This window comes from Paracidovorax valerianellae (genome assembly GCF_900102625.1).
GTDB classification, from domain to species: domain Bacteria; phylum Pseudomonadota; class Gammaproteobacteria; order Burkholderiales; family Burkholderiaceae_C; genus Paracidovorax; species Paracidovorax valerianellae.
The window spans coordinates 200,981-226,922 of sequence record NZ_FMZC01000002.1 but is presented as its reverse complement, the minus strand read 5'-3'; the positions used below and the strand labels follow the sequence as shown (position 1 = coordinate 226,922).

General features: G+C 61.7%; 20 protein-coding genes, 3 tRNA genes and 3 pseudogenes. 9 read left to right on the top strand and 17 right to left on the bottom strand.

What is annotated here, in order from left to right:
* Positions 1-35 precede the first annotated feature (35 nt).
* The 8 genes and pseudogenes from clpP (at position 36) to BLT03_RS03720 (ending at position 8,726) form a co-directional block, all read left to right on the top strand.
* Entirely contained in the window at positions 36-644 is a 609-nt protein-coding gene (gene clpP / locus BLT03_RS03755) for an ATP-dependent Clp endopeptidase proteolytic subunit ClpP (protein WP_092740460.1), read from the top strand.
* Positions 645-744: 100 nt separating this feature from the next.
* Positions 745-2,010, top strand: coding sequence for an ATP-dependent Clp protease ATP-binding subunit ClpX (gene clpX / locus BLT03_RS03750; protein WP_092740458.1), 1,266 nt, complete (start codon positions 745-747; stop codon positions 2,008-2,010).
* A 139-nt stretch (positions 2,011-2,149) separates the two neighbouring features.
* A complete protein-coding gene (gene lon, locus BLT03_RS03745) occupies positions 2,150-4,573 on the top strand; it encodes an endopeptidase La (protein ID WP_092740456.1) in 2,424 nt (807 codons plus the stop codon).
* An 85-nt stretch (positions 4,574-4,658) separates the two neighbouring features.
* Positions 4,659-4,734: transfer RNA gene (locus BLT03_RS03740), tRNA-Gly, on the top strand.
* 55 nt (positions 4,735-4,789) lie between these two features.
* Positions 4,790-4,863 (top strand) — tRNA-Cys (locus BLT03_RS03735).
* 121 nt (positions 4,864-4,984) lie between these two features.
* Positions 4,985-5,060: transfer RNA gene (locus BLT03_RS03730), tRNA-Gly, on the top strand.
* 221 nt (positions 5,061-5,281) lie between these two features.
* A pseudogene (locus BLT03_RS03725) lies at positions 5,282-6,529 on the top strand (tyrosine-type recombinase/integrase); the annotation flags it as partial.
* A gap of 586 nt (positions 6,530-7,115) precedes the next feature.
* Positions 7,116-8,726 carry a hypothetical protein gene (locus tag BLT03_RS03720; protein ID WP_139160312.1) on the top strand — a complete coding sequence of 537 codons (1,611 nt, stop codon included), beginning with the start codon at positions 7,116-7,118 and terminating at the stop codon, positions 8,724-8,726.
* Between the two features lie 61 nt (positions 8,727-8,787).
* On the opposite strand, the gene BLT03_RS03715 is transcribed toward BLT03_RS03720, so the two are convergent.
* The 9 genes from BLT03_RS03715 to BLT03_RS03675 all read right to left on the bottom strand — a co-directional run bounded on the left by BLT03_RS03715 (position 8,788) and on the right by BLT03_RS03675 (position 18,600).
* On the bottom strand, positions 8,788-9,159 hold the full coding sequence (locus BLT03_RS03715; RefSeq protein WP_092740452.1) for a hypothetical protein: 372 nt from the start codon (positions 9,157-9,159) through the stop codon (positions 8,788-8,790).
* Positions 9,156-10,118: a phosphoadenosine phosphosulfate reductase domain-containing protein gene (locus BLT03_RS03710; protein ID WP_245711226.1), complete on the bottom strand. Its 963-nt coding sequence runs from the start codon at positions 10,116-10,118 to the stop codon at positions 9,156-9,158. Before BLT03_RS03710 ends, BLT03_RS03715 begins: the two co-directional genes overlap by 4 nt.
* On the bottom strand, positions 10,115-11,515 hold the full coding sequence (locus BLT03_RS03705) for an integrating conjugative element protein (RefSeq protein ID WP_092740450.1): 1,401 nt from the start codon (positions 11,513-11,515) through the stop codon (positions 10,115-10,117). The genes BLT03_RS03710 and BLT03_RS03705 overlap by 4 nt, the downstream gene beginning before the upstream one ends.
* A 10-nt stretch (positions 11,516-11,525) precedes the next feature.
* Positions 11,526-12,458: a TIGR03756 family integrating conjugative element protein gene (locus tag BLT03_RS03700; protein ID WP_092741041.1), complete on the bottom strand. Its 933-nt coding sequence runs from the start codon at positions 12,456-12,458 to the stop codon at positions 11,526-11,528.
* Positions 12,458-12,907 carry a TIGR03757 family integrating conjugative element protein gene (locus BLT03_RS03695; RefSeq protein WP_217640136.1) on the bottom strand — a complete coding sequence of 150 codons (450 nt, stop codon included), beginning with the start codon at positions 12,905-12,907 and terminating at the stop codon, positions 12,458-12,460. Before BLT03_RS03695 ends, BLT03_RS03700 begins: the two co-directional genes overlap by 1 nt.
* Positions 12,908-13,046: 139 nt before the next feature.
* Complete coding sequence (gene radC, locus BLT03_RS03690; RefSeq protein WP_092740448.1) at positions 13,047-13,547, bottom strand: RadC family protein; 501 nt, start codon at positions 13,545-13,547, stop codon at positions 13,047-13,049.
* Positions 13,548-14,009: 462 nt separating this feature from the next.
* Entirely contained in the window at positions 14,010-14,954 is a 945-nt protein-coding gene (locus tag BLT03_RS03685) for an HNH endonuclease family protein (RefSeq protein WP_092740446.1), read from the bottom strand.
* The gene (locus tag BLT03_RS23745; RefSeq protein ID WP_139160311.1) at positions 14,954-17,260 is read right to left on the bottom strand and encodes an AAA family ATPase; all 2,307 of its coding nucleotides are present in this window, start codon (positions 17,258-17,260) and stop codon (positions 14,954-14,956) included. Before BLT03_RS23745 ends, BLT03_RS03685 begins: the two co-directional genes overlap by 1 nt.
* 101 nt (positions 17,261-17,361) lie before the next feature.
* Positions 17,362-18,600 carry a patatin-like phospholipase domain-containing protein gene (locus tag BLT03_RS03675; protein ID WP_092740444.1) on the bottom strand — a complete coding sequence of 413 codons (1,239 nt, stop codon included), beginning with the start codon at positions 18,598-18,600 and terminating at the stop codon, positions 17,362-17,364.
* 93 nt (positions 18,601-18,693) lie between these two features.
* On the opposite strand from BLT03_RS03675, the pseudogene BLT03_RS03670 reads away from it, so the two are divergent.
* A pseudogene (locus BLT03_RS03670) lies at positions 18,694-18,948 on the top strand (transposase); the annotation flags it as partial.
* 264 nt (positions 18,949-19,212) lie between these two features.
* Here BLT03_RS03670 and BLT03_RS03665 read toward each other — a convergent pair.
* From BLT03_RS03665 to BLT03_RS03630, 8 genes and pseudogenes are all read right to left on the bottom strand, one after another.
* Positions 19,213-19,455 carry a DUF2274 domain-containing protein gene (locus BLT03_RS03665; protein WP_092740442.1) on the bottom strand — a complete coding sequence of 81 codons (243 nt, stop codon included), beginning with the start codon at positions 19,453-19,455 and terminating at the stop codon, positions 19,213-19,215.
* Positions 19,452-20,732 carry a TraB/TrbI/VirB10 family type IV secretion system protein gene (locus BLT03_RS03660; RefSeq protein WP_092740440.1) on the bottom strand — a complete coding sequence of 427 codons (1,281 nt, stop codon included), beginning with the start codon at positions 20,730-20,732 and terminating at the stop codon, positions 19,452-19,454. Before BLT03_RS03660 ends, BLT03_RS03665 begins: the two co-directional genes overlap by 4 nt.
* Positions 20,733-20,734: 2 nt before the next feature.
* Positions 20,735-21,739, bottom strand: coding sequence for a P-type conjugative transfer protein TrbG (gene trbG / locus BLT03_RS03655; RefSeq protein ID WP_092740438.1), 1,005 nt, complete (start codon positions 21,737-21,739; stop codon positions 20,735-20,737).
* Entirely contained in the window at positions 21,736-22,440 is a 705-nt protein-coding gene (gene trbF, locus BLT03_RS03650) for a conjugal transfer protein TrbF (protein WP_092740436.1), read from the bottom strand. Before trbF ends, trbG begins: the two co-directional genes overlap by 4 nt.
* A gap of 24 nt (positions 22,441-22,464) precedes the next feature.
* The gene (trbL, locus tag BLT03_RS03645; protein WP_092740434.1) at positions 22,465-23,859 is read right to left on the bottom strand and encodes a P-type conjugative transfer protein TrbL; all 1,395 of its coding nucleotides are present in this window, start codon (positions 23,857-23,859) and stop codon (positions 22,465-22,467) included.
* On the bottom strand, positions 23,856-24,146 hold the full coding sequence (locus BLT03_RS03640) for a hypothetical protein (RefSeq protein ID WP_092740432.1): 291 nt from the start codon (positions 24,144-24,146) through the stop codon (positions 23,856-23,858). The genes trbL and BLT03_RS03640 overlap by 4 nt, the downstream gene beginning before the upstream one ends.
* A gap of 12 nt (positions 24,147-24,158) precedes the next feature.
* Positions 24,159-24,695 (bottom strand): annotated as a pseudogene (trbJ, locus tag BLT03_RS03635) (P-type conjugative transfer protein TrbJ); the annotation flags it as partial.
* Positions 24,696-24,856: 161 nt separating this feature from the next.
* Complete coding sequence (locus BLT03_RS03630) at positions 24,857-25,924, bottom strand: alpha/beta hydrolase (protein ID WP_092740430.1); 1,068 nt, start codon at positions 25,922-25,924, stop codon at positions 24,857-24,859.
* Positions 25,925-25,942 lie beyond the last annotated feature (18 nt).

The following is a 25,942-nucleotide window of genomic DNA, read 5'->3' as shown; positions in this document are numbered from 1 at the left end:
TTTCTGGGTACAGTATCCGCTTGACAGGAGAAAACATGAGTGCACTGGAAACACAAGCCTTGGGCATGGTCCCGATGGTCATCGAGCAGTCGGGGCGCGGCGAACGCTCCTACGACATCTATTCGCGGCTGCTGAAAGAGCGCATTATTTTTTTGGTGGGCGAGGTCAATGACCAGACCGCCAACCTCGTGGTGGCCCAGTTGTTGTTCCTCGAAAGCGAGAACCCCGACAAGGACATCTCTTTCTATATCAACTCGCCTGGCGGCAGCGTCACTGCAGGCATGGCGATCTACGACACCATGCAGTTCATCAAACCCGACGTTTCGACGATGTGCGTGGGCTTCGCGGCCAGCATGGGTGCTTTCCTGCTGGCGGCGGGTGCCAAGGGCAAGCGGTTTTCGCTGCCCAATTCCAAGATCATGATCCACCAGGTTCTGGGTGGCGCCCGTGGTCAGGCGACGGACATCGAAATCCACGCAAGGGACATCCTGCGTACCAAGGACCAGATGAACCGCATCCTGGCGGAACGCACCGGCCAGCCGTTGGACAAAGTCAAGAACGACACCGAGCGCGACTACTTCCTGACGGCCGACGAAGCCAAGGAGTACGGTCTCGTGGATCAGGTCATCGCCAAGCGCCCCTGATCGCTCCGCAAGGGAATACGCGGCGTTTTCCCTAGGGAAGACGCCGTTTTTTATTTCGTTATCATCCCGACAACTTTCCGCAACACGAGGCATTGCCCCCATGGCCGAGAAAAAAGGCTCTTCCAGCGAAAAAACCCTTTACTGCTCCTTTTGCGGCAAAAGCCAGCACGAGGTAAAGAAGCTGATCGCCGGTCCGTCGGTTTTTATCTGCGACGAGTGCATTGACCTGTGCAATGAAATCATCCGGGATGAGCTTCCCGCAGCAGACGGCACCCGTGAATCGCGCGGCGATCTGCCCACCCCGGCAGAAATCAAGGCGAATCTGGATAGCTATGTCATAGGGCAGGACTTTGCCAAGCGCACGCTGGCGGTCGCGGTGTACAACCACTACAAGCGCCTGCGCCACAAGGACAAAGCAGGCAAGGATGAGGTCGAGCTCTCCAAGAGCAACATCCTGTTGATCGGCCCCACCGGCTCCGGCAAGACGCTGCTCGCGCAAACCCTGGCACGCATGCTCGATGTACCGTTCGTGATGGCCGATGCCACCACGCTGACGGAAGCGGGCTATGTGGGCGAGGACGTGGAAAACATCGTCCAGAAGCTTCTGCAAAGCTGCAATTACGAAGTCGAACGGGCCCAGCGCGGAATCGTCTACATTGACGAGATCGATAAGATTTCCCGCAAGTCGGACAATCCTTCGATCACCCGGGATGTGTCGGGTGAAGGTGTTCAGCAAGCCCTGCTCAAGCTCATCGAAGGCACCATGGCCAGCGTGCCACCGCAGGGCGGACGCAAGCACCCCAACCAAGACTTCTTGCAGATCGACACCACGAACATTCTGTTCATCTGCGGTGGGGCGTTTGCCGGGCTTGAAAAGGTGATCGAGAACCGTACGGAAGCCTCCGGCATCGGTTTCGGAGCCTCGGTCAAGAGCAAGAAGCAGCGTTCGCTGACCGAAGTGTTCACCGAAATCGAACCGGAAGACTTGATCAAGTTCGGCCTGATTCCCGAATTGGTGGGTCGTATGCCGGTGGTCACTGCCTTGGCTGAGTTGAGCGAAGATGCCTTGGTTCAGATCCTGACCGAGCCCAAGAATGCACTGGTCAAGCAGTACAACAAACTGCTGTCCATGGAGGGCGTGGATCTCGAAATCCGCCCTGCGGCCCTGAAGGCCATCGCCCGCAAAGCACTGGCTCGCAAGACCGGCGCGCGTGGACTGCGATCGATTCTGGAGCAATCCTTGATCAGCACCATGTTCGACCTGCCCAACGCCACCAATGTGGAAAAAGTGGTGGTGGATGAATCCACCATCGAAGAAAACAAGGCTCCTTTGCTCGTTTATCGAGAGGCTGCCAAGAAAGCCTGAGGCTCGGCACGCCGGTAACACAGCAGCCCGCCTGCAGTCCTCTTCGCCTGCAACCCATCGCCTTCGCTTTCCGGCGATTGTGGTGGGTTGAAAAATCTCGCTGTTGGACCATATTCCGAACAGCTTCATGAGGATTTCCATGTCCGGACACACCCCCCTGCCTGCCACCCCTATCGACCTGCCGTTGCTGCCTTTGCGCGACGTCGTGGTCTTCCCCCACATGGTGATCCCGCTCTTCGTGGGACGCCCGAAGAGCATCAAGGCCCTGGAGCTGGCGATGGACGCCGACCGGCGGATCATGCTGGTCGCCCAGAAAACGGCCGCCAAGGACGAGCCCCTCGTCTCCGACATGTTCGACGTGGGCTGCGTGTCCACGATCCTGCAAATGCTGAAATTGCCCGACGGCACCGTGAAGGTGTTGGTCGAAGGGCAGCAGCGGGCGCTCGTTTCGGCCATTCAGGACAACGAAACCCACTTCACGGCGACGGTTGCGCCTGTCGAAGCGCAGGACGATGGGCACAAGCCCAGCGAGATCGAAGCACTGCGCCGCGCCGTGATGCAGCAGTTCGACCAGTACGTCAAACTGAACAAGAAGATCCCGCCGGAGATTCTCACGTCGATTTCCGCCATCGACGATCCGGGCCGTCTGGCAGACACGATCGCCGCCCATCTCCCGCTCAAGCTGGAGAACAAGCAGGTGGTGCTTGATCTTTCAGACGTGAAACTGCGGCTGGAAAACCTCTTCGAGCAGCTGGATCGGGAAGTGGACATTCTCAATGTCGACAAGAAGATCCGCGGCCGCGTAAAGCGGCAGATGGAGAAAAACCAGCGCGATTTCTACCTCAACGAGCAAGTCAAGGCGATCCAGAAGGAGCTTGGCGAAGGCGAAGAGGGCGCTGACATCGAGGAGATCGAAAAGAAGATCAAGCTCGCGAAAATGCCCGCCGAGGCGCGCAAAAAGGCCGACAGCGAGCTCAAGAAGCTCAAGCTCATGTCGCCCATGTCGGCGGAAGCGACGGTCGTGCGCAACTACATCGAAGTGCTGACCGGCTTGCCCTGGAGTAAGAAGACCAAGATCAAGCACGATCTGATGAACGCCGAAGGGGTGCTCAACGAAGACCACTACGGCCTCGACAAGGTCAAGGATCGCATCCTGGAATACCTCGCGGTCCAGCAGCGCGTCGACAAGGTCAAGGCCCCGATCCTTTGCCTGGTGGGCCCACCCGGTGTGGGCAAGACGTCGCTTGGCCAGTCGATTGCCAAGGCCACGGGCCGAAAGTACGTCCGCATGGCGCTGGGCGGAATGCGCGACGAGGCGGAGATCCGCGGCCATCGCAGGACTTACATCGGCGCCATGCCTGGCAAGGTGCTGCAGAGCCTGAACAAGGTCGGCACGCGCAATCCGTTGTTCCTGCTGGACGAGATCGACAAGCTCGGCACGGACTTCCGTGGCGACCCTTCGAGCGCGCTGCTGGAAGTGCTCGATCCTGAGCAGAACCACAAGTTCGGCGATCACTACGTGGAAGTGGACTTCGATCTGAGCGACGTCATGTTCGTCGCCACGTCGAACTCGATGAACATTCCGCCTGCGCTCCTGGACCGCATGGAAGTCATTCGCCTGTCGGGTTACACCGAAGATGAAAAGACCAACATCGCCGTGAAGTATCTGTTGCCCAAGCAGATGGGCAACAACGGGGTGAAAGACGAAGAGTTGCAGGTCACCGAATCGGCCGTGCGGGACGTCGTGCGTTACTACACACGCGAAGCAGGTGTGCGCTCACTGGAGCGCGAACTGTCGAAGATCTGCCGCAAGGTCGTCAAAGCGTTGCAGCTCAAGCAGGCGACGCCCCAGGTCGTGGTAACCGCGGACAACCTGCCCGATTACCTGGGCGTTCGCAAGTACACCTATGGCCGTGCGGAGCAGCAGAACCAGGTGGGGCAGGTCGTCGGTTTGGCTTGGACCGAAGTGGGAGGCGATCTGCTGACCATCGAAGCGGCCACCATGCCTGGCAAGGGCGTCATCACGCGCACCGGTTCGCTGGGAGACGTGATGAAGGAGTCTGTCGAAGCGGCGCGAACCGTGGTGCGAAGCCGTGCGCGCATGCTGGGCATCAAGGATGAGGCCTTCGAGAAGCGCGACATTCACATTCACGTGCCCGATGGCGCCACGCCTAAGGACGGCCCCAGCGCGGGCGCTGCCATGACCACGGCTTTCGTGTCTGCGCTCACCGGCATCCCGGTGCGTGGCGACGTGGCCATGACCGGCGAAATCACCCTGCGGGGCGAAGTCACGGCCATTGGCGGGTTGAAAGAGAAACTGCTGGCGGCATTGCGCGGCGGCATCAAGACCGTGCTGATCCCGGAAGAAAACGTGAAGGACCTGCAGGAGATTCCTGAGAACGTGAAAAGCGGTCTGGAAATCGTGCCGGTGAAGTGGATCGACAAGGTGCTGGAAGTGGCACTCGAGCGCAAGCCGATTGCACTGACGGACGAGGAGATCGCTGCTGCCGTGCCGACGCCCGACGAAAAAAATGCTGCAACGGCAGGGTCCGTAAAGCATTGATGGATTTTTGTCCGGAACCTCCAAAAGTTGCGCTACAATTCATCCCATCGATGCAAACGTTGTACAATGTGAGGCTTCGGTAAACGCGGGAATAGCTCAGTTGGTAGAGCGCAACCTTGCCAAGGTTGAGGTCGAGAGTTCGAGACTCTTTTCCCGCTCCAATTTCCAAAAAAAGGGGAAGCAACGCTTCCCCTTTTTGCCAAGGAAAACAGGTTTGGCGCGGTAGCAAAGCGGTTATGCACCGGATTGCAAATCCGTGTAGGTCGGTTCGACTCCGGCCCGCGCCTCCAGTACACCGATGTTGAAAAGCTGAGGTGCTTGGTAGATCCAAAATCAATTTGGGTTGAACAGGGAAAATTTGGTGATATAATTTGAGGCTTGCTGAGATGATGAAAATCAAATCGGCAAAATGCGGGAATAGCTCAGTTGGTAGAGCGCAACCTTGCCAAGGTTGAGGTCGAGAGTTCGAGACTCTTTTCCCGCTCCAATTTTTATGCTGTGGACTTCCATCGAAGTCCACAGCGCCTTGATCCCACAGTGGTTTATGCCTGTGGAGCATCCAGCGAAGTCTGCTGAAATCCACCTCCAGCCAAGCATTTTTAGTACATAAATTAGTACTGGAAATCCGGTGGCCATGCGGTGCGGTTTTTGGCTGTTGGCGCTTCATCGACGTCGGTACACCTCTCCTCCAACTTGAAGGAGAGTGCGATGGCTTTGACAGATACCGCCGTTCGGCAAGCCAGAACGACCGGCAAGGACTACACCCTCAACGACGCGCATGGCTTGTTGCTCTTCGTGAGTGCCAAAGGCAAGAAGAAGTGGCACTTCCGTTTTTCATGGATGAGTCAGCAGCAGCGCATCGCTATCGCTCCGTATCCCGAGCTCAGCCTCAAGGATGCGAGGGCACGCCGCGATGAACTGCGGGCACACCTGGCCAACGGCATTGATCCGCGCGTCTATCTTCGCCAGGCCGAAGAAAAGGCGCATGCGGCAGCGACGCACACCTTCCAGGCAGTGTTTCAGTCGTGGCGGGACTTCAAGGCATTGAGCCTGAAGACCGGCCGGCAAAGCACGCTGTCGCAGATCAATCGCATCTTCGACAAGGATGTGTTGCCTTGGCTCGGCACGGTCTCCATCTTTGACGTGACGCCGGCACACCTGCTGGAAGTGTTGCGCAAGATCGAGCGCCGCCATGCGCTGACCACTGCTGAGAAGGTGCGCACCTGGTTCAACCAGATGTTTCGCTATGCGATGGTGGAGAAGGGCCTGCCTGCGAACCCTGCCAGCGATCTGGACATCGTGGCCGTGCCCAAGCCCCCGGTGAGCCATAACCCGTTCCTGCGCATGGAGGAACTGCCCGCGTTCCTGCGGACCTTGCGCAAGTACCGTGGCTTCAAGACCACTCGCCAAGGCATTCAATTGTTGTTCCTGACCGGCGTTCGGACGGGCGAGTTGCGCTGGGCGGTGCCGGAGCAGTTCGACCTCGAAAGAGGCCTGTGGACCATCCCCGCGGTGATCGTCAAGCAGTTGCAGTTGAAGATGCGCAAAGAAGGCAAGACCGTGCCGCCCTATGTGGTGCCACTGTCGACCCAGGCCATTGCTATCGTCCGCGAACTGCTGGACGCGCAGGCACGGCGGCCAGCGCAGCGATATCTGCTGCCCAATCGTGACGACCTCAAAGAGCCCATCAGCGAAAACACGCTCAATGGCGCGCTGCGTCGCATGGGCTACGAAGAGCAACTGACCGGTCATGGCATCCGGGGCACCATCTCCACCGCACTGAATGAGCTCGGCTACCGTGTGGAGTGGATCGATTCACAACTGTCGCACGCCGACCCCAACCAGATTCGTGCCGCGTACAACCATGCGGCCTACGTGGAGCAGCGTCGTCTGATGATGCAGGACTGGGCCAACCGACTGGATCGTTGGGAGGCCGGGGAACAGGTTGAGGAAGCGGGCGCATCGCCCGTGGCCCCAGAGAGCCTGGAAGTGATCGAAGCCTATCTCAAGGCGCTTGCCTCGGGTCAGTTGCGGCCCAAGGACGATGCGCTGCAGCTGTTAGGCCAACTCTTTGCCCGGGCCGGTGACAGTGGGAATGCTGCCGTGCGGGCGAGGGCATGAGCAATCGAACGCGGTCCAGAAAGCACCTTGAAGTCACCGCGCCAATTGGCTGCTGCTCCGTGCGGGAGAGGTTCTGCCTGGGATTGAGTGAGTGCCCGGTTCGCGGTGTGCCGCAATGACATGCTTGCAGATCCAAAACTTGCGCCATGAGAGATGGACTTGGCTTTGGACCTACAGCTGTCATGTCGGTGGCGAAAGCGCACGCCAATGGCTCCAGGGGGATGTTTTCATCGTCTCTTTCAAGGGGTAAGATTCACTCCTGCGCCGTTGCATGGTCGGCGTGCTGCCCATCCCCAGGGCCCATCGGGCCACAGCGAAGTGGAATCAACCTGCGGTTTTTCTGTCCCTTGGTTCAGCTCTTTGCGAGCACTGGGGAAGGTGGATGGGCGTCTCCAGTGCAAACCGCATTGAGGACATAACCATGACCGATTCAATCCTTGTCGAGCACAAGCTCGACACTATTCATCGCCAAGCGAAACGTTTCGCGGCAAGGCTCAAGCTTCCAATCACCGTGGCCAAGGACATCTTGGCCAGGTCTTGTTACCGCTGCTCCGCGTGGACTGACTTGGTTAACCGGCTGAAGCGCCGAACGCTGGACAAAAATATCCAACTCTTGGCATCTCTGCCTAGTTCCAGCGAGGCGCGGTCGTATTTCTTTGAGCAGCGTCGCGATCTAGCAAGGTCGATGAGTCAGCATCTGCTGACCAACACCAATTTGGCGGGGATGCTCGGCCACTTGCAAGAGATTTTTGCTGTGGGCTCTGGTCCGATTTTGCTTGGAGATGTGGTGCCGACGCTCAACGCGTCGGAATGGCAGCCGGCAAACATCGGCCCCGACCCTTGGGCTGTCGTCGAGTCCACGGTCGTTGTCAATGGAACCTGCCTACGTTTGATCGGCACGCGAACCTATCTGCCGAGGTTCTACGATTTCGGCTCTGAGAGAGGCGAGTATGCCGAACCCGTAGGAAAGCTTCGCATCGTATGGAAAGAACCAGCGGCTTGGTACCAAGCCGCCCTCGATTATCTGAATGACCCAAACGCAACAGACGTACTGCTTCCCATCATTGAGCTCACCGAAGAGATGGCTCGGCATCAGGATTGGTTTGAAACAGCGCTAGCGACGAGCAGCTATGTGGAAGAATATGGTTTTGGCGACGATGATCTTGTGCCAGTGTTCGTCGAAGGGCAAAACTGCTACGTCGTGTTTGGCTATCCAGTCAATCCAAGCCAAAAGCAGGCAAACCTCACCACCATCGAACTTGCTTTGGCAGATCACAACTTTAGCCAGGTCGTCGAGCTGCATGGGAGCCCAGTCTGCCTCGAATGGATCTCGTATGATTCCAAGACCCGGATGCATTCGGGCGAATTTGGCGAATACTTTGAAAAGCTGAAGCTCGCGATTTTGAGAGGCGATGAATTGTACCCAACGCTTCGAAAAGATGGTCAGTCGGGTATTCTGTTTGTTCATCCCGCGACCGATTTTGATATTCGGTATGAGCTGAAGATGGAGTTCACTCATTTGGGGGATGAGATTGCATTTGTGTTGAAGACAACGAATCTGGCGCTGTGCCGCGATCTTTTGGGGAAAGTGGCGTCCAGAGAGTTGATGGTTTATTCCTCGGGCGGGAAGCGGAGATACTTTTCTCTTCTGCTAGTCTCTAAGCATGACGGACCACCCGAGTTGAGTCTTGCATTTGAGTCGGAAAGTCCCGGCAGGGCAAGCATGTCGAATCTTGTCCACTCATTTTTTGTCAATGAGGAAAAAGATGGGTGGGAAATTCTGTTGGAAATTGCGCCTGAATTAATCAACTTGACCGATAGAATTGGTGTTAGGGCGCTAGGTGCGGCGATAAATCATGGATTAATCCAGCGACTTCCTGTCGACTTTATGGATAATTTTAATAAGCCTCCTGCGCGGTGTGACAAGATCCCGCAGGTGTCGGAGGATGTTATCAAACGGCTTGAGCGGCCATTAAATAGCGATGGCGTGGTGACATTGCGATCTGCGGATTACTCGCGCGAAAATTTCTAAGGTTCTGCAGCTATTAGAACTCTGGTGCAGAAATTAACCTGCTCGCAGTACTGCAGTGAGGTCAATGAACGGATGGGCCAAGGGGCCATCCGTTCAGCGCGCTTATTTCCAGTAATGCAATCACCAGCACTGAGGCGATCTCCGTGCGCCGCAGACGAGAGAATGCCTCGGTTGAGGCTTCACGCTGCCGAAGACGCCGGTGCATCCACCGCCAACCCCAGGCGGTCGCTCCATACAGAACCAACCGCCAGGCGAAAAAATAGCCGGCGTACGCTCGCAGCCAATGGCTCCAGGCTTCGATGCCGCCCAGCATGCGGATGCCCACCACGTTCGCAGCCACGGCGATGCCGATGGCCAGCGCGGTCCACAGCAACGCGATGCCCAGCCGGCGGTTGAGCAGCCATGCAAAGCGGTATCCGCGCTTTTCTGTCACGAAGGGTTCCTCTCGCACAGCGCCAGATCGGATGTGCATCCGCCACCAGGCGGGTCATCGAAGAACAACGCGTACTGCCGTCCTCCCCGCGCCGTGCGGCACCACTGCACCAGCCGGCGGATGCCGGAGTACCGGCCGGGCCGATCCGCATCGGTCGGGTCCTTCATGGCCGGGAAGAACGTCGCTGCATGCCGCTTGTTCGCCGCGGCCACCACCCGCTCCCAGCGCTCGATCCGGTCGATGTGCTCCGGGAAGCGCTGTGCGATCGAGCGCAACTCGGCCTTGCCGCAATGGATGCAGGGCATGCATCCGACCCGCCCCATGCCCATGGCATACAGCGGGTTAGGCGCCAAGCCATGGTCGGCGTGCTTCTTCCACACCTCCTGCACCGTCCAATCGAAGATCGGGCGCCACAGGAAGCAGCCCGACTCGTGCCGGTTCCAGCGGGGCTGCTGTGCCCGGTGCGTGCTCTCGTCGGCGCGGATGCCCAGCCACTGCAGCACCGGGCCTCGGCGCAGCATCGGAATCACGATCTGCTCGGTGATCGGCAATTCCTTGAGCTCGGACGTGCAGAACTGCGCCATCCGCGACGGAAAGCGTCCCTTCGTGATGCAGAGATCCAGGTATGGGTTGCCGGTCGGCTCGTGCAATTGCGCGGCCTCTTGCACCAGCGCATCGGGAATGCCCATGCGTGGCCAATGCTCCAGCACATAGGCCCGGTGCTTGGCCATCCGGGCACGAAAATCCGCCTTCACCCATTCCACCCGCGGCCCGCCGGTGCGCTCATGCAGCCGCCGCACGTACTCGTACGTCAGTTCGTGCTCGTTGCCCGTGTCCGCAAATACCGCACGAAACGGGCGGCCGGACTCGATCGCCATCAGGTACACCGCAGTGGAGTCCTTGCCGCCGGAGACATTGACCAGGTGCTGCACGCGCAGGCTGCGTCCCGCGGCGGTCACGGCGTGCTCCGTGGTTTCTGGATCTCCTGCACGCGATCACGCGTCGGATCGCCCTGGTAGATGCCGCGCGAGCCCGCCGCACGGGTGCTGTGGCGCTGGATCAGCGCCATCGGCGAATTGCCGGCCAGTTCGCGGCGCAGCTCCAGTTCGGTCTTGAGGTTCTGGATCTCCTGCGCCAGGGCGCCGCTCTCCTGGTCCACGGCCTTCGTCGCGAGTTCGTTCGCGGCGACGTTGGGTTCCTTGCGGCCGGTGAGCAGCGTGCGCTGCAGAAGCAAGGCCTTCTCCATCACGCTCGCCAGCGCCACTTCCGAGGCCAGGCGCTTGCCCAGCAAGTCCTGGTCGGGTTCGTCGCGCAGCGCTTCGATCACGCCGCGCGTGACCGGCAGCGATGCGCTGCCCGCCGCATCCAGGTTGGCGGCCGTCGTTGGCTTGGCGCCGCTCACCAGTTCCTGCAGTGCCTTGAGCTTGGTTTCGTACTCTTCCTGGATGAGTGGGGTCAGGCCCACGCCGGGCGTGGTCGCCGTCTTGTTGCAGGCCTGGCAGGTGCGCTGCTCGCGCTCGCCCAGCACGCGGGTCGCCCAGGTCGCCGCAGCCTGAGGGGATGTCCAGGTCTGGCAGGTCAGCCGGCCGTTGCAGTCGCTCGCGTTGATCGACGAGGTGTCGGTGACCCCGCGGCCATTGAGCAGGTTGTAGCCGGCGCGCGTCACGTCGCCCACGACCTTGATGGCAGCCTGGCCCGAGCCGCCCGCGCTGCTGCCGCCCACCCAGGGCACGCCGCTGTTGCCCTTGTTCGCCTCGGCCCGTTCGATGGCCGACACCGCATCGGTGCTGGACACCGCCTGCTTGAGTGCCATGCCCTCGGAGAGCTGGTCCCATCCGGTCTGTCCGCCGGCGATGTCCGCCATGCGGTTGGCGATCGCGCGGCAGGTCATCTTCGAACGGTCGAAGTCCAGGCGCGCCTGCAGGATGCCGTTGGTCAGCAGGTTGTACAGGCCCGGGTCGGCGCGCTGGATGATCAGCGCCGGCAGCGACGCCACCGCGCTGGTGGCGTTCTGGATCACGTTGCTCATGATCGACTGGAAACCGTTGGTGACGCCGTTGAGCTGGTTCTGCAGCGTCGTGGTGATGCTCATGTCGCCGCACACCAGGTTGCTGTTCCAGGCCGCGCCCACGCCGATGCTCTGCATGTTGCCGACCGGTCCCATGGATACGGCCCGGCCACCGCCGATGCTGTACAGCACGTCGCTGCCGAGCACGTTGCCGCTGGAGTGGATGCCGTCGGCATCCATGCGCGTCTGCGCCCACGCCGCGCTGGCGGCCAGCGTCAGCGCCGCAAGGCCCGCAGGCCCGAACCGGCGTACGGCAGAAAACTGCCTATGGGAAAAACGGTGTTTCATCGGCGTGCCCTCAGAAGAAATCCACGCTGCCCAGGAACACCTGGCCGCGCCGCTGGCAGCAGCTGTAGGGGCGCCAAAGCGCCCAGGCGTAGTCACCTCGCTGCGCCTGCACATGGGTGTTCCTGTTGGGAAATACCGCGCAGCCGCTCGCCAGGGTAGGGGTCAGTTCCTGCCACCTTCCGGTGGCGGCGTAGCTCTCGAGCAGCGCGCCGGCCGGCCAGTAGCCCGCATGCGCGGTGGCGAGCAGTGGCTGGTAGACGTGTGGCTGGCCTTTGCGCGTGACCACATCGCCCGCCCGCTGCGCGACCACCGCACCAGCCAGATGGTCATCGCTCTGATGGAGGAACCCTCCACGGGGATAGACGTTGCCCCAGAGGTCGGCCGTCGAGCGCGAGCCGATCTCGCGCACGCCAGGTGTCAGTGCCTCGGGATAGGCCATCTCCGGCACGTTGTAGCGCCAGGCGAGCGTGTCGAAGGTGCTGAGCAAATAGGGGACGAACGGCGTCCCTGCACCTTCGCAGGTGTAGCCGGACTGGCTGGCAAATTCGCTGAACGCCGCGCCGGCCGGGTGCCCGATCACGTCAGCGTTCTTGAACTTGGCCAGGTTGTTTTCGTGGTCCTCATTGGTCGTGCCATCGCCGCCGGCCTGCGCGCTGGGATTGGGCTGGCTCATGGCCCGCACTTCCACCCAGGGGTTCTCCCCCGTGTTGCTGTAGCTCGACACGACTGCGTCGGGGATGTAGTGCTGCACCTTGATCGAAGTGCGCACGGTGCAGCCGCTCCAGGTGCAGTACAACCAGTAGCACACGCCCACCACGCGGTAGGCCAGGCAATCCGGCGACAGTGCCGACGCCACGATGGTGGCCGTGTTGAGCGCGAAGGAGGAGCCTGTACTCGCGAGCAACGCCCCCACGACCACGGCCCGAAACCGCCGGGAGCGCATCATGGCTGCGTGCTCCGGTAGGTCGTGATGCGGGCCAGTGCCCGGGGGACATTCGGCTCGCCGTAGACCACATAGCGGCCATCGACCATGACCGCCGGCAGCTTCGCGATGCCAGCGTTGTAGGCATCCGCCACACCCTGGTAGGCCTGTGCGATCCGTGCAGGCGCAGGAGCGCCGGGCGGGGCCTCTTTCAGGCGCCGGCGCATGATGGCCTCGGCCCGTGCGGGATCGCTCGGCAAACCCGCGCCCAGCGCGGCCACCAGGCGGGCAGGAGCGTCGAGCTCGGTGACGGTGAAGCCCGCGGGCGCAGTGACGGGATGGGCGCTGTCGGTGAAGACCCGGACTTCGGCGCAGGCCGTCGATGCCACTGGCAGGAGGATGAGCAGCGCCGCCACTGGCGGTGCCCGGCGGCGCAGGCGCTGGAGCAGCGAGAAAGCAGGGAACGGCACGTGTCGACTCCGAATGCGGGTGGGTGTCCCCAAGTCGAACCGAAGCCCCGATGGCAAGCCATCGACAAACGGAAGCACCGCGGCCCCGCGTTGTTGTTGGGGCGAGAAGAGCGGGCGCCCGGTGGGGGGCGCCCGTGGGTCAGAGCAGGCCGTCTCGGGCGAACGAGTAGGGCGTGCCCTTGCCGACGATGACGTGGTCGATGACGCGAATGTCCACGTACCGCAATGCGGTGCGCAGCCGGTCGGTCACCGCGCGGTCTTTTTCGCTGCAAAGGGTGTCACCGGAGGGGTGGTTGTGCGCGAGGATCAAAGCGGCGGCATTCAACTCGATCGCGCGCTTGACGACCATGCGGGGATAGATCACCGCCTGGTCGATGGACCCGTGGGCCAGCGTCTCGAAGGCGATGACGCAATGCTTGGAATCGAGGAACACTGCCGCAAAGACTTCGTGGCTTTCCCCGCCCAGCCGGAGCCGGAGGAAATCGAACACGTCCTGCGGATTGTCGAGATGGACGCCGCGTTGGAACATGCGGCGTTCCAGCAGGGTAATGGCCCGCTGGATGAGACGGCGCTCCGGGGTGGAGAAGACGGACGAGAGGGTGGAGTGGTGCGGATTGAGGCGTGCAAGTTGCGTGGACATGGAACCTCCGATGGATGAAGGAGGTTCGCGGCCCCACAGGGGACGGAATCCCCCGGGGGTGACGATCATGGGCATCCGCCGGCACGGTTGTGCCGGCCGTTCGCGGTGGGTGGATGCGATGCGAACTGGAGCGATCAGCATGGACGGGCCATGCCGCAGCCTTCAAGATCGGGGCTGCCTGGGAAGCCGATGGAGAGCCACCGGCTGCCTATGTGCGAATGGTGATTTCTCGCCGCGGCGGGTTCCATCAGGAACCCGCTTTGCCTCGGCATGTATTGATTCGCTCGTTGAATCGCAGTGTTCAGAGCTGTTGCCCAAATCTCTTGTCTTGAGGAGATCCATCTCTTCCAACGAAGGACATGAGATGAGCGAGGAGGGCAGTGCCAGATTGCGTGACTAGAGTGGAGCCATGGAAATAGGCAATGTCGACATGCTTTTGTTCATTGCGATTTTTGGAGAGCGCTAAAGGCTTGCCACGAATTCATCGATCCAGCTGCGTACCATTTCCGAGTAGGGTGCGGTGGGATGTGCCATCTGGCGCATCTCGCCGAATATCCTGTCCTGCAGCAACTGCAGGCGCTGTGGAATGTCCGGCGTCGGTGATGCCATGAGTGCGGCTGCCACAGGTTCTGCTTTCAACTCTTCAATGATGTTGCCCAGTTCTATGGCCAGATTGCCCAGGAACTCCAGTTGGCGCAGTACCCTCGTCCGCTCCTGGACGAGGCCTAATCGGTTGAGTCCGTAGATTTGGATGGAAGTGGCCCCGCGCTCGCTTTCATGGCCCGGGCGGCCTGCCAATATAAGGCCCAGAGGCGACTTGTGATCGATATGGAAATGCAAATGCTCTCTGGGGTCGTCCTGGCTAGGATCCAAGAGAAGTGGCACTTCGGTACCTGGAAAATCCTTCTCTGATTGAGCGTGTTTGCTTCCCGTGACCAGCGGAAAACTGTCCTTCTTCCCGGATTGGACCGAGGCCATGGAGGTGGCGCCGAGCCCCCCGTTGGCATACAACTCCGCCAAGCTCGTGGAGCCGGAGACGATGCGCTGCTTGCGTCTTCGATTGCAATCGATGCAGCTCGGAAGCAAGTTCTCCCAGCTCATCCCCAGCCACCAATAGCCAGGGTGTTGAGGGTCTTCGCTCACGGCCCCTTTGGGCCGGTAGTGCTCGATGTCCACCGGGGTTGATGCGGGGTAGAAGGTTTCGCAGTAGGCGCATTTCCCGTGAAAGAGCAATGCGAGCTGCTTCTTGACCTCCTCGTGCTTGTAGACGGCGAAGTCGAAGGTCCCCTTGTCAGGCGAAGCATTGTTCTGGTGGTCTTGCGCCCGGTCTTTCTCGGTCTTTCCCTGCTTGTCTTTGGCGGTCAGGCAAGATGGTGCACTAACTGTACCCCTGTCCACTTTGCGCATCACTGCACTCCCTGTAGTGCCTGCACGATGCGTGCTTTGACGCGCTCTCTCAATCGAGCCCCTTGCTCCTTCGGGATTCTGGACCGTTGCTGCAAGTAGTCGGCGACTGCTTCTTGCACGACGCGCTGGGCCTCGGAGGTTCCAATCGGCATGGCCGAAGCGATGTCCCTGTTGAATTCATCGACAGCCTTGCGCTGTTCGTCCGTCAACTCGTTGGGTGCCATGGCGAGTAGATCGGCAATGTGCGCGAGCTGGCTTTCCATCTGAGGATCGTCAGTGGAATGGAGTTGGAAGAGATCGGAGGTCAGCAGCTGTTCCACCCGGAGTTCGGAAATGGAAGGGAGTTTGGTCTGTGCCTCGACGCGCATGGACAGTCCCGCGCCGGTCAATCCGTGTTCCAAGTTGGCCCGTCGCAGTACGACCACTTCGCCATCATTCATGCCGCGAAGGCACAGCGGATCATGGGTGGTTGCGATGAACGTCACGTTGGGGAGTGCCCTTCGGAGCCCGCGCATGATGCGCATTTTCCATCGCGGATGCAGGTGGGCCTCGACCTCGTCGATCAGGACCACGCCTGTTGCTGCATCCAGGCTGTCGAAGTCTTTGTGGACCTTGGGATTCATAAGCCCGCGCATCACGTCGCATGCCATTGCCAGAACGGATCGGAAGCCCGAGGAAGCCACGTTGAGTGGGCTTTTGACCAATGGCAGGCCATCGACAGTGGTGGCGGTCACGACAAAGCATTGCTTTCGTTCCTGGTCACGTTCGATGACGTCGAATTCCCCTTCGATCGAGAGGATGTCGCGCAGCGCTCTGACCACCATTGCGAACCGCTCCTTGCTCAGCTCCAGAAGCCATCGTTCCGGATTGGGAAGCACACTGGCATCGAAGAGATTGCGAATGAATGCTGCGGGAGAGCTTTTGCGACTCTGCCGGTGCTGGTACTGCCGGAATGCGCCATACGCGAAGACGGGAACGGCATCTTGAGTCCCAGGCGCCTGATCGCCCATCCTGTCGTGCTGAATGTGCAGTGTTCGAGTGGAGTCGTCCGAAAGGCGAATGGTCACCTTCGCAGAATGGATCGCTGGTGAGTCCTGACCGCCGAGTAGGTCGGGTGAAAGAACAAAGTTGCGCGCCGTAAGACCGAGTGCGTTGCGTGCAGCAGGTGTTGCCAGTGTCAGTGCAATGGCTTCCAGGATGGAACTCTTTCCGGCGGCGTTTTCGCCCAAAAGCAGGGCCGATGGGCTGCGTGGGATGTCTCGGTCCGAGCGAACATCTTCCGGAGCTTGAAGCTTGATGTGGATGCCTTCGATCGCTTTGAAGTTCTCGATGCTGATTTCGGAAACCGTCGCTTTGCTGGGGCGGTGCCAGCTCTCCGGGGTATCTGTCGGATTCGGCGGTTCCTCTTCGCTGAGTTCAGACCAGCAGCGGCTGAGGCGGTCGTAGGCATCCCTTGTGCCCTTGAGCGCGCGAAAGACGCGCTCAATGCGGCTCATCGCCAAAACTGGGCGGGCACCCCTTTTCGCGCCGAGTGAGGCAGCCAGTCGGCGCAATAGCAGATACCAAGTTCCGCCGAACTCCAGCTTCTGGAAATCGAAAACGGGACTTGGCATGTCGCCGTAAGGCGATGAGATCTGTTCCCGGAGTTCCTCGAAATATCTAGTGTGCTGACGGCGCCTTTCTTCGACCAGTTCCAGCGAATTCAGGTCGAAGTGCTCGATTGTGAAGGTCCCACGTCGCGTGAGGCCCCAGAGCGCACCATCCTTGCCTACCCAAAGGTGGGTATGGAAAGTTCGATCCGTGCAGGGATCGAGGAGCAAAGGTTTTTCCCTGGGAGGGTAGTCTGCCGCAGGCCACAGTCCATTGTTGTTGCCAGCGAACTGGTCAAACAATGCGGGGCGGGGAATCTCTGCCCGCTTGCCAAGCACCGGGAAATAGTTGGTTTCCCGGGGCCTGCACGACGAACAGATGGCGTAGAAGTTCTGCCAAGCTAAGGCCAGCCAACTGTAGTACAGGTGCGCCTGTTCGCTGCGCTCGTAGGGGAGGGCTTCCTCCGGCGGTCTGAAGTGATATGTCTCGGTTTCACGCTGCGCTTCGCAGAAAGCACAGCGACCGTGGAAGAGTCTTGCGAGCGCGATCTTGAGGCTGGGATGTCCAAAGTTGAGTTCGGAGCGATAGATCTTTGACTGACTGCGTTTTTCCTCTGTGTCTGCCATGAATCTGGCGAGCGTCTCGCGCTGCAGTTTGGCGATGCTCCCTCTCAGTATTTCGGGTGGTGGCTCTGTCTCTCTTTCGATGTACTGCATGTGTCCGCTCCTTGTGCTTTCCTTTTTGCGTCCATTCGCTGCCGATGGTGCCAGCGAGACTGCAATGCGTTGTGCATAGATGCTCCGAGTCCGTGGCTTTGCTAAATCCTTGGTGAGATCTTCAACTGGGCCAAAGGCTTTGGCGCGACATCCTGCATCGACGGTCTGTGTCCGGCACCAATAGCGCCCAACACTTGCAATTCGTTCAGGTAGTCCTTTGCAAGTTGGCGCTCATCGGCTTCATAGGAGGCGATCGTGTCCACGACGGTGTGCCACACACCGCTCTGCAGTGCAGGGCCGATGGCTTCGCTGGCGGGCTGGAGCGTGCCAAGCAGCGTTGTCAATCGTGCTTCCTGGTGTCGCCGCCATCCTTCTGCGTGTTGGGCGCCAGATGGGTGGAAGCTGTCGATCAATCGGTCTGCGGCCATTGCTCCGGCATTTCCGAGCGCCTCGATAGTGTCGCTGGGCATGTCCAGATTCAGCCCGCCTTCGCCGCCCCGTTGGCTGATCTGGACGATACGTTCGCGAAACCCCGGATAGGGAAACATGATCTCGTCGCGCCAACTCTGCATGGTGTTGACGATGCTGCTGAAGAAGCCGATCAGCCCACTCAGTGGCGAGGTGTCGTCGGCAGGCTGCCAGTAGCGCTGCATTCCGCCACGCCGGTCTTCTGGCAGATAGACGCGGCCACTAGCGTTGTTGGCCGCCTCTGGGGTGCTGATCTGGTGGTCCGGGTGCTCCGCTTTCAGATTGACTGCGAAAGTGGGGTGACCCGGCAGTAGCGAGTCGAACATGTGCAGTGGCATGTTGCTGCCGATGCCACCGTCGGAGAACCAGACACGCTTGGCCAGGAGCGGGCGACTTTCTCGTTTGCGCTGCGCATTGTCCTTGAGGCTCCAGTCGATCGCATGCAGTGGCACCGCAGACAGAAGGAGCGGGAAGCTCAGGCTCATTCGTACCGCTACCACCACCGGCAAGGCGGCATTCCTGGGCAGAGGGCGCAGCGTCTTGCCGCTGGCGTTTTGCACCTCCAGCGATTTTGCTTGGGTATCTTCATCTTTTTCGCTGCCGTGGGAATGGGTCTGGTTCAGGGCATCCATCACCGACGTCGGAAACAGCAGGCTCCACTCTTCGGGGTCGTAATAGAACGGTGGAGTACCGTCCCGAAACGGAATGGTGTAGACCATCTGCTGGGAAATCGCAGTGGTCATCACTTCCAGATTGATGGCTCGAGGCTGAGTGGGATCGGCATGTCCCCACAGCTGTCCGAAGGTGAGCGGGGAGGCATCTGGCGGCAGACCTGCCAGCGCATTGAGGTAGTTCGTCAGCCAGTTGGTCAAACCTTCTTGATGATTTGGCGAGGTGGCATCTGATACGCCCAGGGTTTCCTAGACATCTCAAGGCTATGGAAAATGGCTGATTCGGAGGTGTCCATGAGCAGTAAGCGGTATACGGATGAGTTCAAGATCGAGGCGGTCCGGCAAGTGACCGATCGTGGGTTCAAGGTGGCAGAGGTCGCCGAGCGACTGGGTGTCACCACGCACAGCCTGTACGCCTGGCTGCGCAAGTTCGGCAAGCCCGGCGTAGTACAGCGCGCTGAGGCGGACCAGAGCGCCGAAGTCCGGCGGCTGAAGATCGCGTTGCGCCGGGTGACGGAGGAGCGCGACATCCTAAAAAATGTCCGCCGTCAAGTCTTTGATGAGGACGTGCGGCGGTGCGAAAGGTCTTACGGGGCAACAGGTTAGGCCAGATTTCGGCCATCGAGTGCTTTTGCTGCTTTTCTGGCTAGGTGCCGCATAGGCGCTTCGCGGTAGCAAGCCTAGGGGCGGCGCAGCGGGCAAGGTCGCACTGTCATCATAGCCGTGGCTTGTCGCAAGCGGCCTCTCAAAACGAAAGCGCAGCCGGTGGGCTGCGCTTTCGTTTTTGGGCGGATAGTGGATGCGTCCGCATCGTCAACTCGGCTTCGGCAGTGACACCTTGCTCGCCCCTCCCTTCCTGAATCCCCGATCCCCAGCCATGAACGCCTCCAGCATGTGCGGGATCAGCGTCACGGCATCGACGGCCTCGCCATACGCCTGCGCGTGCAGCGCGGCGTAGCGGTCGAGGTCGGCTTTCAGGCTGCCCGGGCAGGCAAAGGTCAGCTTCGTGGATTCGGTTTTCGGGAGCGGCCCGAGCCGCAGCTTGCGCGTCGTCATCTTGAAGTCCCCTTGTTGAAGAACAATGGCTGGTAGGGCCGCAGCACCAAGTCGCGGTTGGCGATGATGCGAACCGGCAGGCCCGGCCGCTCGGTCAGCGTCGGCTGGATGTTCATGTTGCGCCGGGCCATCTCCTGCCCGACCTGATTGATGCTGTCCTGCGCGCTGTCGCGCCCGGCGATGATGATGCGGTCGCCATCCTGGCGGTTCTCCGGCGCGGCCAGCTCGGCGCCGACGCCCAGCAGCGTGGTCAGTGCCGCGCCAGCGAGAATGCGGCTCCAGTGGTAGTCCACGTCGTCTTCCAGCCCGGCATAGCCGGCCGGGTCGGCTCCGACCAGGTTGTCGAGCGTGAGCGAAGACGTGTCGGGCAGGATGATCCGGTTCCATACCACCTGCACGCGGCTCTGCCCATAGCTCACCTGGCTGTTGTACTTGCCCAGGACGCGCGAACCCTGCGGGATCAGCAGAAAGCGCCCGGTAGCCGTGTCATAGACCGGCTCCGTCACCGTGGCGATCACGTCGCCCGGCAAGTCCGACTTGATGCCTGTCACCAGCGCCCCGGCGATCACTGTCCCGGCCATCACTTGATACGGCGAAGCCGGCATTTGCAGATTGCCGGAATTACGGGTTTCCGCAATCCCGGCTTGCTGGAACGCCTCCTTCTGGTCTTGCCTGTTCTGTATGGCCGTCGGGTCGGCGGGCTGCGCCGCCGTGGAGGCCGGCCCGGCGGCCATCGGGTCGAACGCCACATTGGCGGCAAAGCCCGGCGCGGCGGCGGCCTGCGACTGCGCTACCGGCGCGGCCTTCTGCGTGCCCGAGCGGAAGAAAACCGATGATGCCGCGGCCGCTTCGGCTTCCTTGCGCAGCGCGTCGTTCGGGTCGTGGCCGGGGGCCGCATAGGCGGCCGTCACCGGCTGCTGCGACTTGACGATGGCCGGGCCAAGATCGCCCGGCAGCGGCGGCCCCAGCTCGGGCACCGTGGGCGGCAAGGTCGGCGGCAGCTTGGAGTAGTCCGCCGGCAGCGCGTCCAGTCCTTCGGACTTGGAGACGCGATCGACGTTGTAAAGCTCGGTCTGCTCACCAGCACCACGCCGCTGCGGTTGCAGCGACCACATCAGCGCGCCGAGCACGGCGACTGACAGGCCGCCGGCGAGGATGGCCAGCGTGCGCCGGTTCAGGCGCGTGACCGGGCGCGGCTGGGCGCGCAGCGCCACCGCCTCGGGCGCGATCTTGCCCGCCGCCTGCGGCGCGGCGAGGTCGGGCGTGTCGTCACTCATGGTCAGTTCCTCCGCGCCACGCCGTCGGTGCGCTCGATCCGCACCACATCACCACCATCGCCACCCAGGCGCAGTTCGGCCGCACCAAAGAGGCGATCCACGATGTAGTACGGCGAACGGAAACGGTAGTTGACGAGCTGGCCGTCACCCTGCGCGCCGATGACGAACAGCGGAGGCAGTTCGCCTTGGGCGATGCCAGGCGGAAACTGGATATAGACCTTCTCGCCATCGTCGAAGGCCCGCTGCGGCTTCCACGGCGGATTGCTGCCGCTGATCGCGTAGCGGAAGCGGATCTTCTCCAGCGCCAAGCCGGTATCGACCGGCGCGGCTGTCTGTGCGGCCTGCGACTGGCGCTGCAAGGCCAGCATCCGGTCTTTGGGATAGTCCCAGGACACCGAAGCCATCCAAGCCTTTTCCGTCGAGGTCAGTTCCAGCAGGTAGGTCCTGCGGCTGGTGGTGATGACCAGATTGGTCTTCAGGCCGGAGCGGGTGGGCTTGACCAGCACGTTGACGCGCAGCGCCTCGCCGCTGCCGCTGGACGTGTCGCCGACGATCCAGCGCACAGTATCGCCAGCGGCGACCGTCACCAGTTCCTCGCCGGGCTGGAGCGAAACCACGGTGACGCGCCCCGGCGCCGCATAGACCTGATACAGCGCACCGTCGCTGTACGGCCACACCTGAATCGCATTGACGTAGCCCTCGCGCGTGGGCGCGATGCGGGCCTCGGCGTTGGCGCGCGAGACGCGCACCTTCTCGTCCGCCGGCTCCGGAACGGGCGCCGCCTCGTCCACCTCCGGCAGCGGCTTCAACTGCGCCGGCAGCGCCAGCGGCTCGGGCACGGCGACGACTTCGACCGGCTTGGGCGGTTCGGGCAGCGGCTGCGCCTGCACCGGCTCATCGAGCGAGATGGTCGGCGGCGGCTTGCCCTGCGAGGCGCAGCCCAGCAATGACGACGTGGTGGCCGCGAGCGTCAGCACGAAAGCGTAAAAGCGGAAAGGCAGTTTCATGGCTTGGCTCCTTCGGAAGAATCCAGTTCGCGGCTCCACGACAGGCCGTTGACGTAGACCCCCAGCGGGTTCTTGCGCAGGCGCTGTTCGGTACGCGGGGTTTGCAGGACGATGGAAAGCACGGCGTTCCAGCGTTCGGTGCCAGCGGGTGCACCATTGACGAACCGCTGTTCCGTCCAGCGGACGTTGAACGAAGCATCGCTGGCGCGCGTGACGCTGGTGATTTGCACAGTCACCGACTCGCGGCCGACGCGGGCGAACGGATCGTTCTTACTCGCGTAGTCGTTGAGCACGGCCGCGCCCTTGTCAGTGGTGTAGTCGTAGGCGTCGAGCCAGTTCTGCCGCACCACGATGGGGTCGATGGACAGCGAGCGCACCAGAGCCACAAAGCGCGCCAGGTGGTGTGCAATCTGCGCATCGGCGGGCCGGTACGGCGTGGCGGCCTCGCCCACGGTACGCACCTGGCCGGATTGATCGACTTCGATGACGTAGGGCGTCACGATGGACTGCGCCGAGCGCCACACCAGGCCACCGGCCATCAACAAGGCCAGCGCCAGGCAGCCGAAGGCCATCAGCCGCCAGTTCTTCGCCTGCACGCGGGCCGAGCCGATACGCTCGTCCCACACCTGGGCGGCGGCTTGATACGGAGTGGCAGGCTGCGGCGTATCGGCATAGCGCACCTGCGGTCGTTTGAATCGCATGGCCAGTTCTCCTTGTGAGTCGCTTTAGTCGTCGGAGCCGCGCAGGCTCGGGCCTTGCCCGGAGCCGCCGCCATCGCCACCGCGCAACGTATGTGCGGCAGTGGTCGCGGCATGGGTGATCTGCTGGCGGCGGTGCATCCGTTTGGCCCACGCGGGCTGCTCTTGCTTCTGCGCGCTGGCGGCGCCGTGTGCGCCTTCGCCTGCGGCCGCCTGGCCGGAGCCAGCCGCACCGGACGTAGCGCCGCTACCGGCCTCTGTGCCGTTCCATCCAGCGCGGAAAGAGCCGGTCATCTTCTGCGCAGCGTCGGAAGCCCCGGATGCGGCGCCGCGCCCGGCAGCCTGTGCGCCGGTCTTGGCGACATTGCCCAAGCCGGCGATCGCGCCCTTGGCGCCGCCGCCCGCAGCGGCGGAACCGGCCCGGAACGCCGAGCGTGCGCTACCGGCCGCCGAGGTGGTGGCACGCGCACCGGCGCCGGCCAGCTTCGCGGCCGCCGGCGCCATGCGTGCCCCGGCCACGACCGCGCCGCCCACGCCCGTCGCGGCAGCGCCGATGGCAACGGCCGTGCCGGTGGCACCGACCGCCGCACCCGCCATCGCGCCGGCGCCAAGCTGCGGCGCACCCGACACCAGACCTGTGGCGATGCTCGGCCCATAGATACCCAGCGCCAGCAGCGCGAGCGAGGCCAGCATCACGACAAGGGCGTGGTCGATGGAGGGTTCGTCGGGGTGAACCTGGAACTCGGCGAATAGGCCCGAGCCAATGCCGACGATGACGGCCAGCACCAAGACCTTGATGCCCGACGACACCACGTTGCCGAGCACTTTTTCGGCGAGAAACGAGGTCTTGTTCCAAAGCGCGAACGGCACCAGCACGAAGCCAGCGAGCGTGGTCAGCTTGAACTCGATCAGCGTGATGAAAAGCTGGATCGCCAGCACGAAGAAACACAGGATGACGGTGAGCCAGGCGAGAAACATCACCACGATGGGGTCGATGTTCACGAAGACTTCGGGGAAGCCCACCATGTCGCCGATCTGCTCCAGAATCGGTGCACCCGCGTCGATGCCGGTCTTGGCCAGCCGCCCCGGTTGCAGGAAGTTCTCCATCGTCATGGTCGAGCCGGCGGCCGTCAGGCCCAGCCCGGCGAACGAGCGGAAGACGATACCGGCCAGCCAATTGAAGTTGCCGATGATGTAGGCGAAGGCACCGACGTAGAGCACCTTGCGCAGCAGCTTGGCGATCACGTCCTCGCCCTGGCCGGTGGCGTGGCTCATGGCCCAATACAGGCCGGCTATGGTCATGTCGATGACGATCAGCATGGCCGTGAGGAACGCCACTTCGCTTTGCAGCAGCCCGAACCCGGAGTCGATGTAGCGCGAGAACGTATCGAGGAAGCGGTCGATGATGGTCACGTCGTTCATGGCGCGTCCTGTGCAATGGGTTCATCGAAGCTCGCCGGAATCGGCGGCAGCTCGGCCAGCGTCCGGTATTCGTCCGGCCCGGACTGGCCGGAGAAGAAGCGCCGCCGGAAGGCTTCGGCAGCGGCGCGGCAGTCGTCTTCGCGCACGGTCTGACGGCCATCCGCGCACTGCGCACGCAACGTCTTGAGCCGCACGGGATCTGCGGTCAAAGCGTCGGCCAGAATCTCAGCCGGCTGCTGGCCGCATGCGGTCAGCAGTGCGGTCAGCAAGACGGACGCGCATCGCATGGCCGTCTCCTGTCAGTTGTTGTAGAAATTGATGGACTGCGGCGTGTACGGCGTGCCGGTGCCGAGGAAGCGCCGGCGCACCTCGCGGGCGCGCTCGGTAGCTGCCGCCTGCCGCGCCAGTTCGAGCGACGCGGCACGGTCTTGCGTGATCTGGAGCTGCTGGGACTGGATGGACTGCTTGGCCTGCAAGGCAAGAAGCTGGTTGGTTGCCTGCTGCGCCTGCAAGGCGCCGGTGGCCGACTGGCTCTGGCTCACCAGGTCGGCCAGTGCGCTTTCGTCTTGGGCCAGGTTCTGCGACACCTGCGCCTGCATCCGCATCGCGGTATGCAGGCCGTTCAAGGTGTTCTTCCAGCGTTCCTGCGCATCGCGCAGCATTTGGTCGCCGCTGATGGTGGCGGCGTACTGCTCCGGGTACAGACGCGAGAACGTGGCATCCATGCTCTGCACGTCGTAGGCCAACCCCTGCGCCTCGGCGATCAGACGCTCGGTAGTGGCGAGCGTCGAGCGCAGGCGGCTGACGATGTTGAAGTCCAGGCTCGCCAGATCACGCATCGAGGGGCGCGATTGCTGAGTGAAGAAGATCGGCGTCGATGCCATCAACAGAACGGACCCGGCACCGACGATCGCGCCGCGGGGGCGAACCACGCTCCTCGAGCTAAAAGCTTCTGCGAAACGGCGATAAGGCCAAAGATGAAGGCTAGCGCTACGCTCTAAGTCGCAGCGAAAGCTCGGCGCAGAGCCGCCAATTTGTCGCTGTTGAATGTTTTTACGATCTGAGCGTCGGGCGAAGTCTGATCGAAGCCATGAAACCCGCCGGGGACCACCACAAGTTCTGTGGCAACGCCAGCATCGATCAGACGATTTGCATATTTGATGTCCTCATCGACGAACAGATCGATCGAGCCCACGCATATGTAGGCAGGCGGCAGGCCAGCGAGGTCACGCGTACGCGCTGGAACACCGGCAGCTGGAACCGCCGCTGTGCCCGGCGGCAAGCCGAGGAAAGCCCCCCACCCGAACCTGTTCGCCGCCTGGGTCCAAATGATGCGACCGATGTGAGATGGCGCCTGAACGACACTTCCAGTCCGATCATCCAGCATAGGGTAAACAAGCAACTGCAACGCAATCGGGAACTCACCGCGATCGCGAGCCTTGATCGCTAGCAGCGCGGCATGCCCCCCCCCGGCGCTTTCGCCCATTACGGCCACCTTGCCGGTATCGATACCGAGCATGTCCGCATTCTTGAGTACCCATCTGAGCGCGGCGTAATTGTCTTCGACTGAACCGCTGTACGTAACCTCGGGAGCCAGTCGGTATTCGACCGAGACGATCACGCAATCAAGCGAAGCTGCGGTCGCCTGCAGTCGCGGCAGATCTTGCGCTACCGTGCCAAAAACATATCCGCCGCCATGCATGTGGACGATGGCCGGTCTGCGGGTGCCCGGTTTGGCGTTGATAACATAGACCACCACGTCGGGTTGGTTGCGAGATCCTGTCACCTTGCGCTTCGTAACCGTCACCGACGGATCGGGAGCGGGGTTCTGCTGATCCAGAGACCTGCGGATCTGCCTGAGTGTCGACGACGACATTTTGCCGAGGGTGTCGGTCAGCGGCATCACAGCTGTTGCAGCAGCCCGAAGCTCCGGATCGACATAGCTCATGAAGTCCGCCTCATGTGCTGTCGAAACTGACCCGGCAGCGATGCTTTGTGAGACTGAGGCAAGCAGGGTCGCAGAAAGTGCCCCGAGAGCGAAGTTACGCCGTGTCAAATCGGTCATGTTAACTAACCTTTAATT

Coding starts and splice junctions, on each gene's coding strand:
- BLT03_RS03630 (WP_092740430.1), bottom strand. CDS start 25,924: ATGACCGATTTGACACGGCGTAACTTCGCTCTCGGGGCACTTTCTGCG.
- BLT03_RS03640 (WP_092740432.1), bottom strand. CDS start 24,146: ATGCGATGCGCGTCCGTCTTGCTGACCGCACTGCTGACCGCATGCGGC.
- BLT03_RS03700 (WP_092741041.1), bottom strand. CDS start 12,458: ATGCGCTCCCGGCGGTTTCGGGCCGTGGTCGTGGGGGCGTTGCTCGCG.
- clpP (WP_092740460.1), top strand. CDS start 36: ATGAGTGCACTGGAAACACAAGCCTTGGGCATGGTCCCGATGGTCATC.
- BLT03_RS03685 (WP_092740446.1), bottom strand. CDS start 14,954: ATGCGCAAAGTGGACAGGGGTACAGTTAGTGCACCATCTTGCCTGACC.
- trbF (WP_092740436.1), bottom strand. CDS start 22,440: ATGCGATTCAAACGACCGCAGGTGCGCTATGCCGATACGCCGCAGCCT.
- BLT03_RS03720 (WP_139160312.1), top strand. CDS start 7,116: ATGACCGATTCAATCCTTGTCGAGCACAAGCTCGACACTATTCATCGC.
- trbG (WP_092740438.1), bottom strand. CDS start 21,739: ATGAAACTGCCTTTCCGCTTTTACGCTTTCGTGCTGACGCTCGCGGCC.
- BLT03_RS03705 (WP_092740450.1), bottom strand. CDS start 11,515: ATGAAACACCGTTTTTCCCATAGGCAGTTTTCTGCCGTACGCCGGTTC.
- lon (WP_092740456.1), top strand. CDS start 2,150: ATGTCCGGACACACCCCCCTGCCTGCCACCCCTATCGACCTGCCGTTG.
- trbL (WP_092740434.1), bottom strand. CDS start 23,859: ATGAACGACGTGACCATCATCGACCGCTTCCTCGATACGTTCTCGCGC.
- clpX (WP_092740458.1), top strand. CDS start 745: ATGGCCGAGAAAAAAGGCTCTTCCAGCGAAAAAACCCTTTACTGCTCC.
- BLT03_RS03665 (WP_092740442.1), bottom strand. CDS start 19,455: ATGACGACGCGCAAGCTGCGGCTCGGGCCGCTCCCGAAAACCGAATCC.
- radC (WP_092740448.1), bottom strand. CDS start 13,547: ATGTCCACGCAACTTGCACGCCTCAATCCGCACCACTCCACCCTCTCG.
- BLT03_RS03660 (WP_092740440.1), bottom strand. CDS start 20,732: ATGAGTGACGACACGCCCGACCTCGCCGCGCCGCAGGCGGCGGGCAAG.
- BLT03_RS23745 (WP_139160311.1), bottom strand. CDS start 17,260: ATGCAGTACATCGAAAGAGAGACAGAGCCACCACCCGAAATACTGAGA.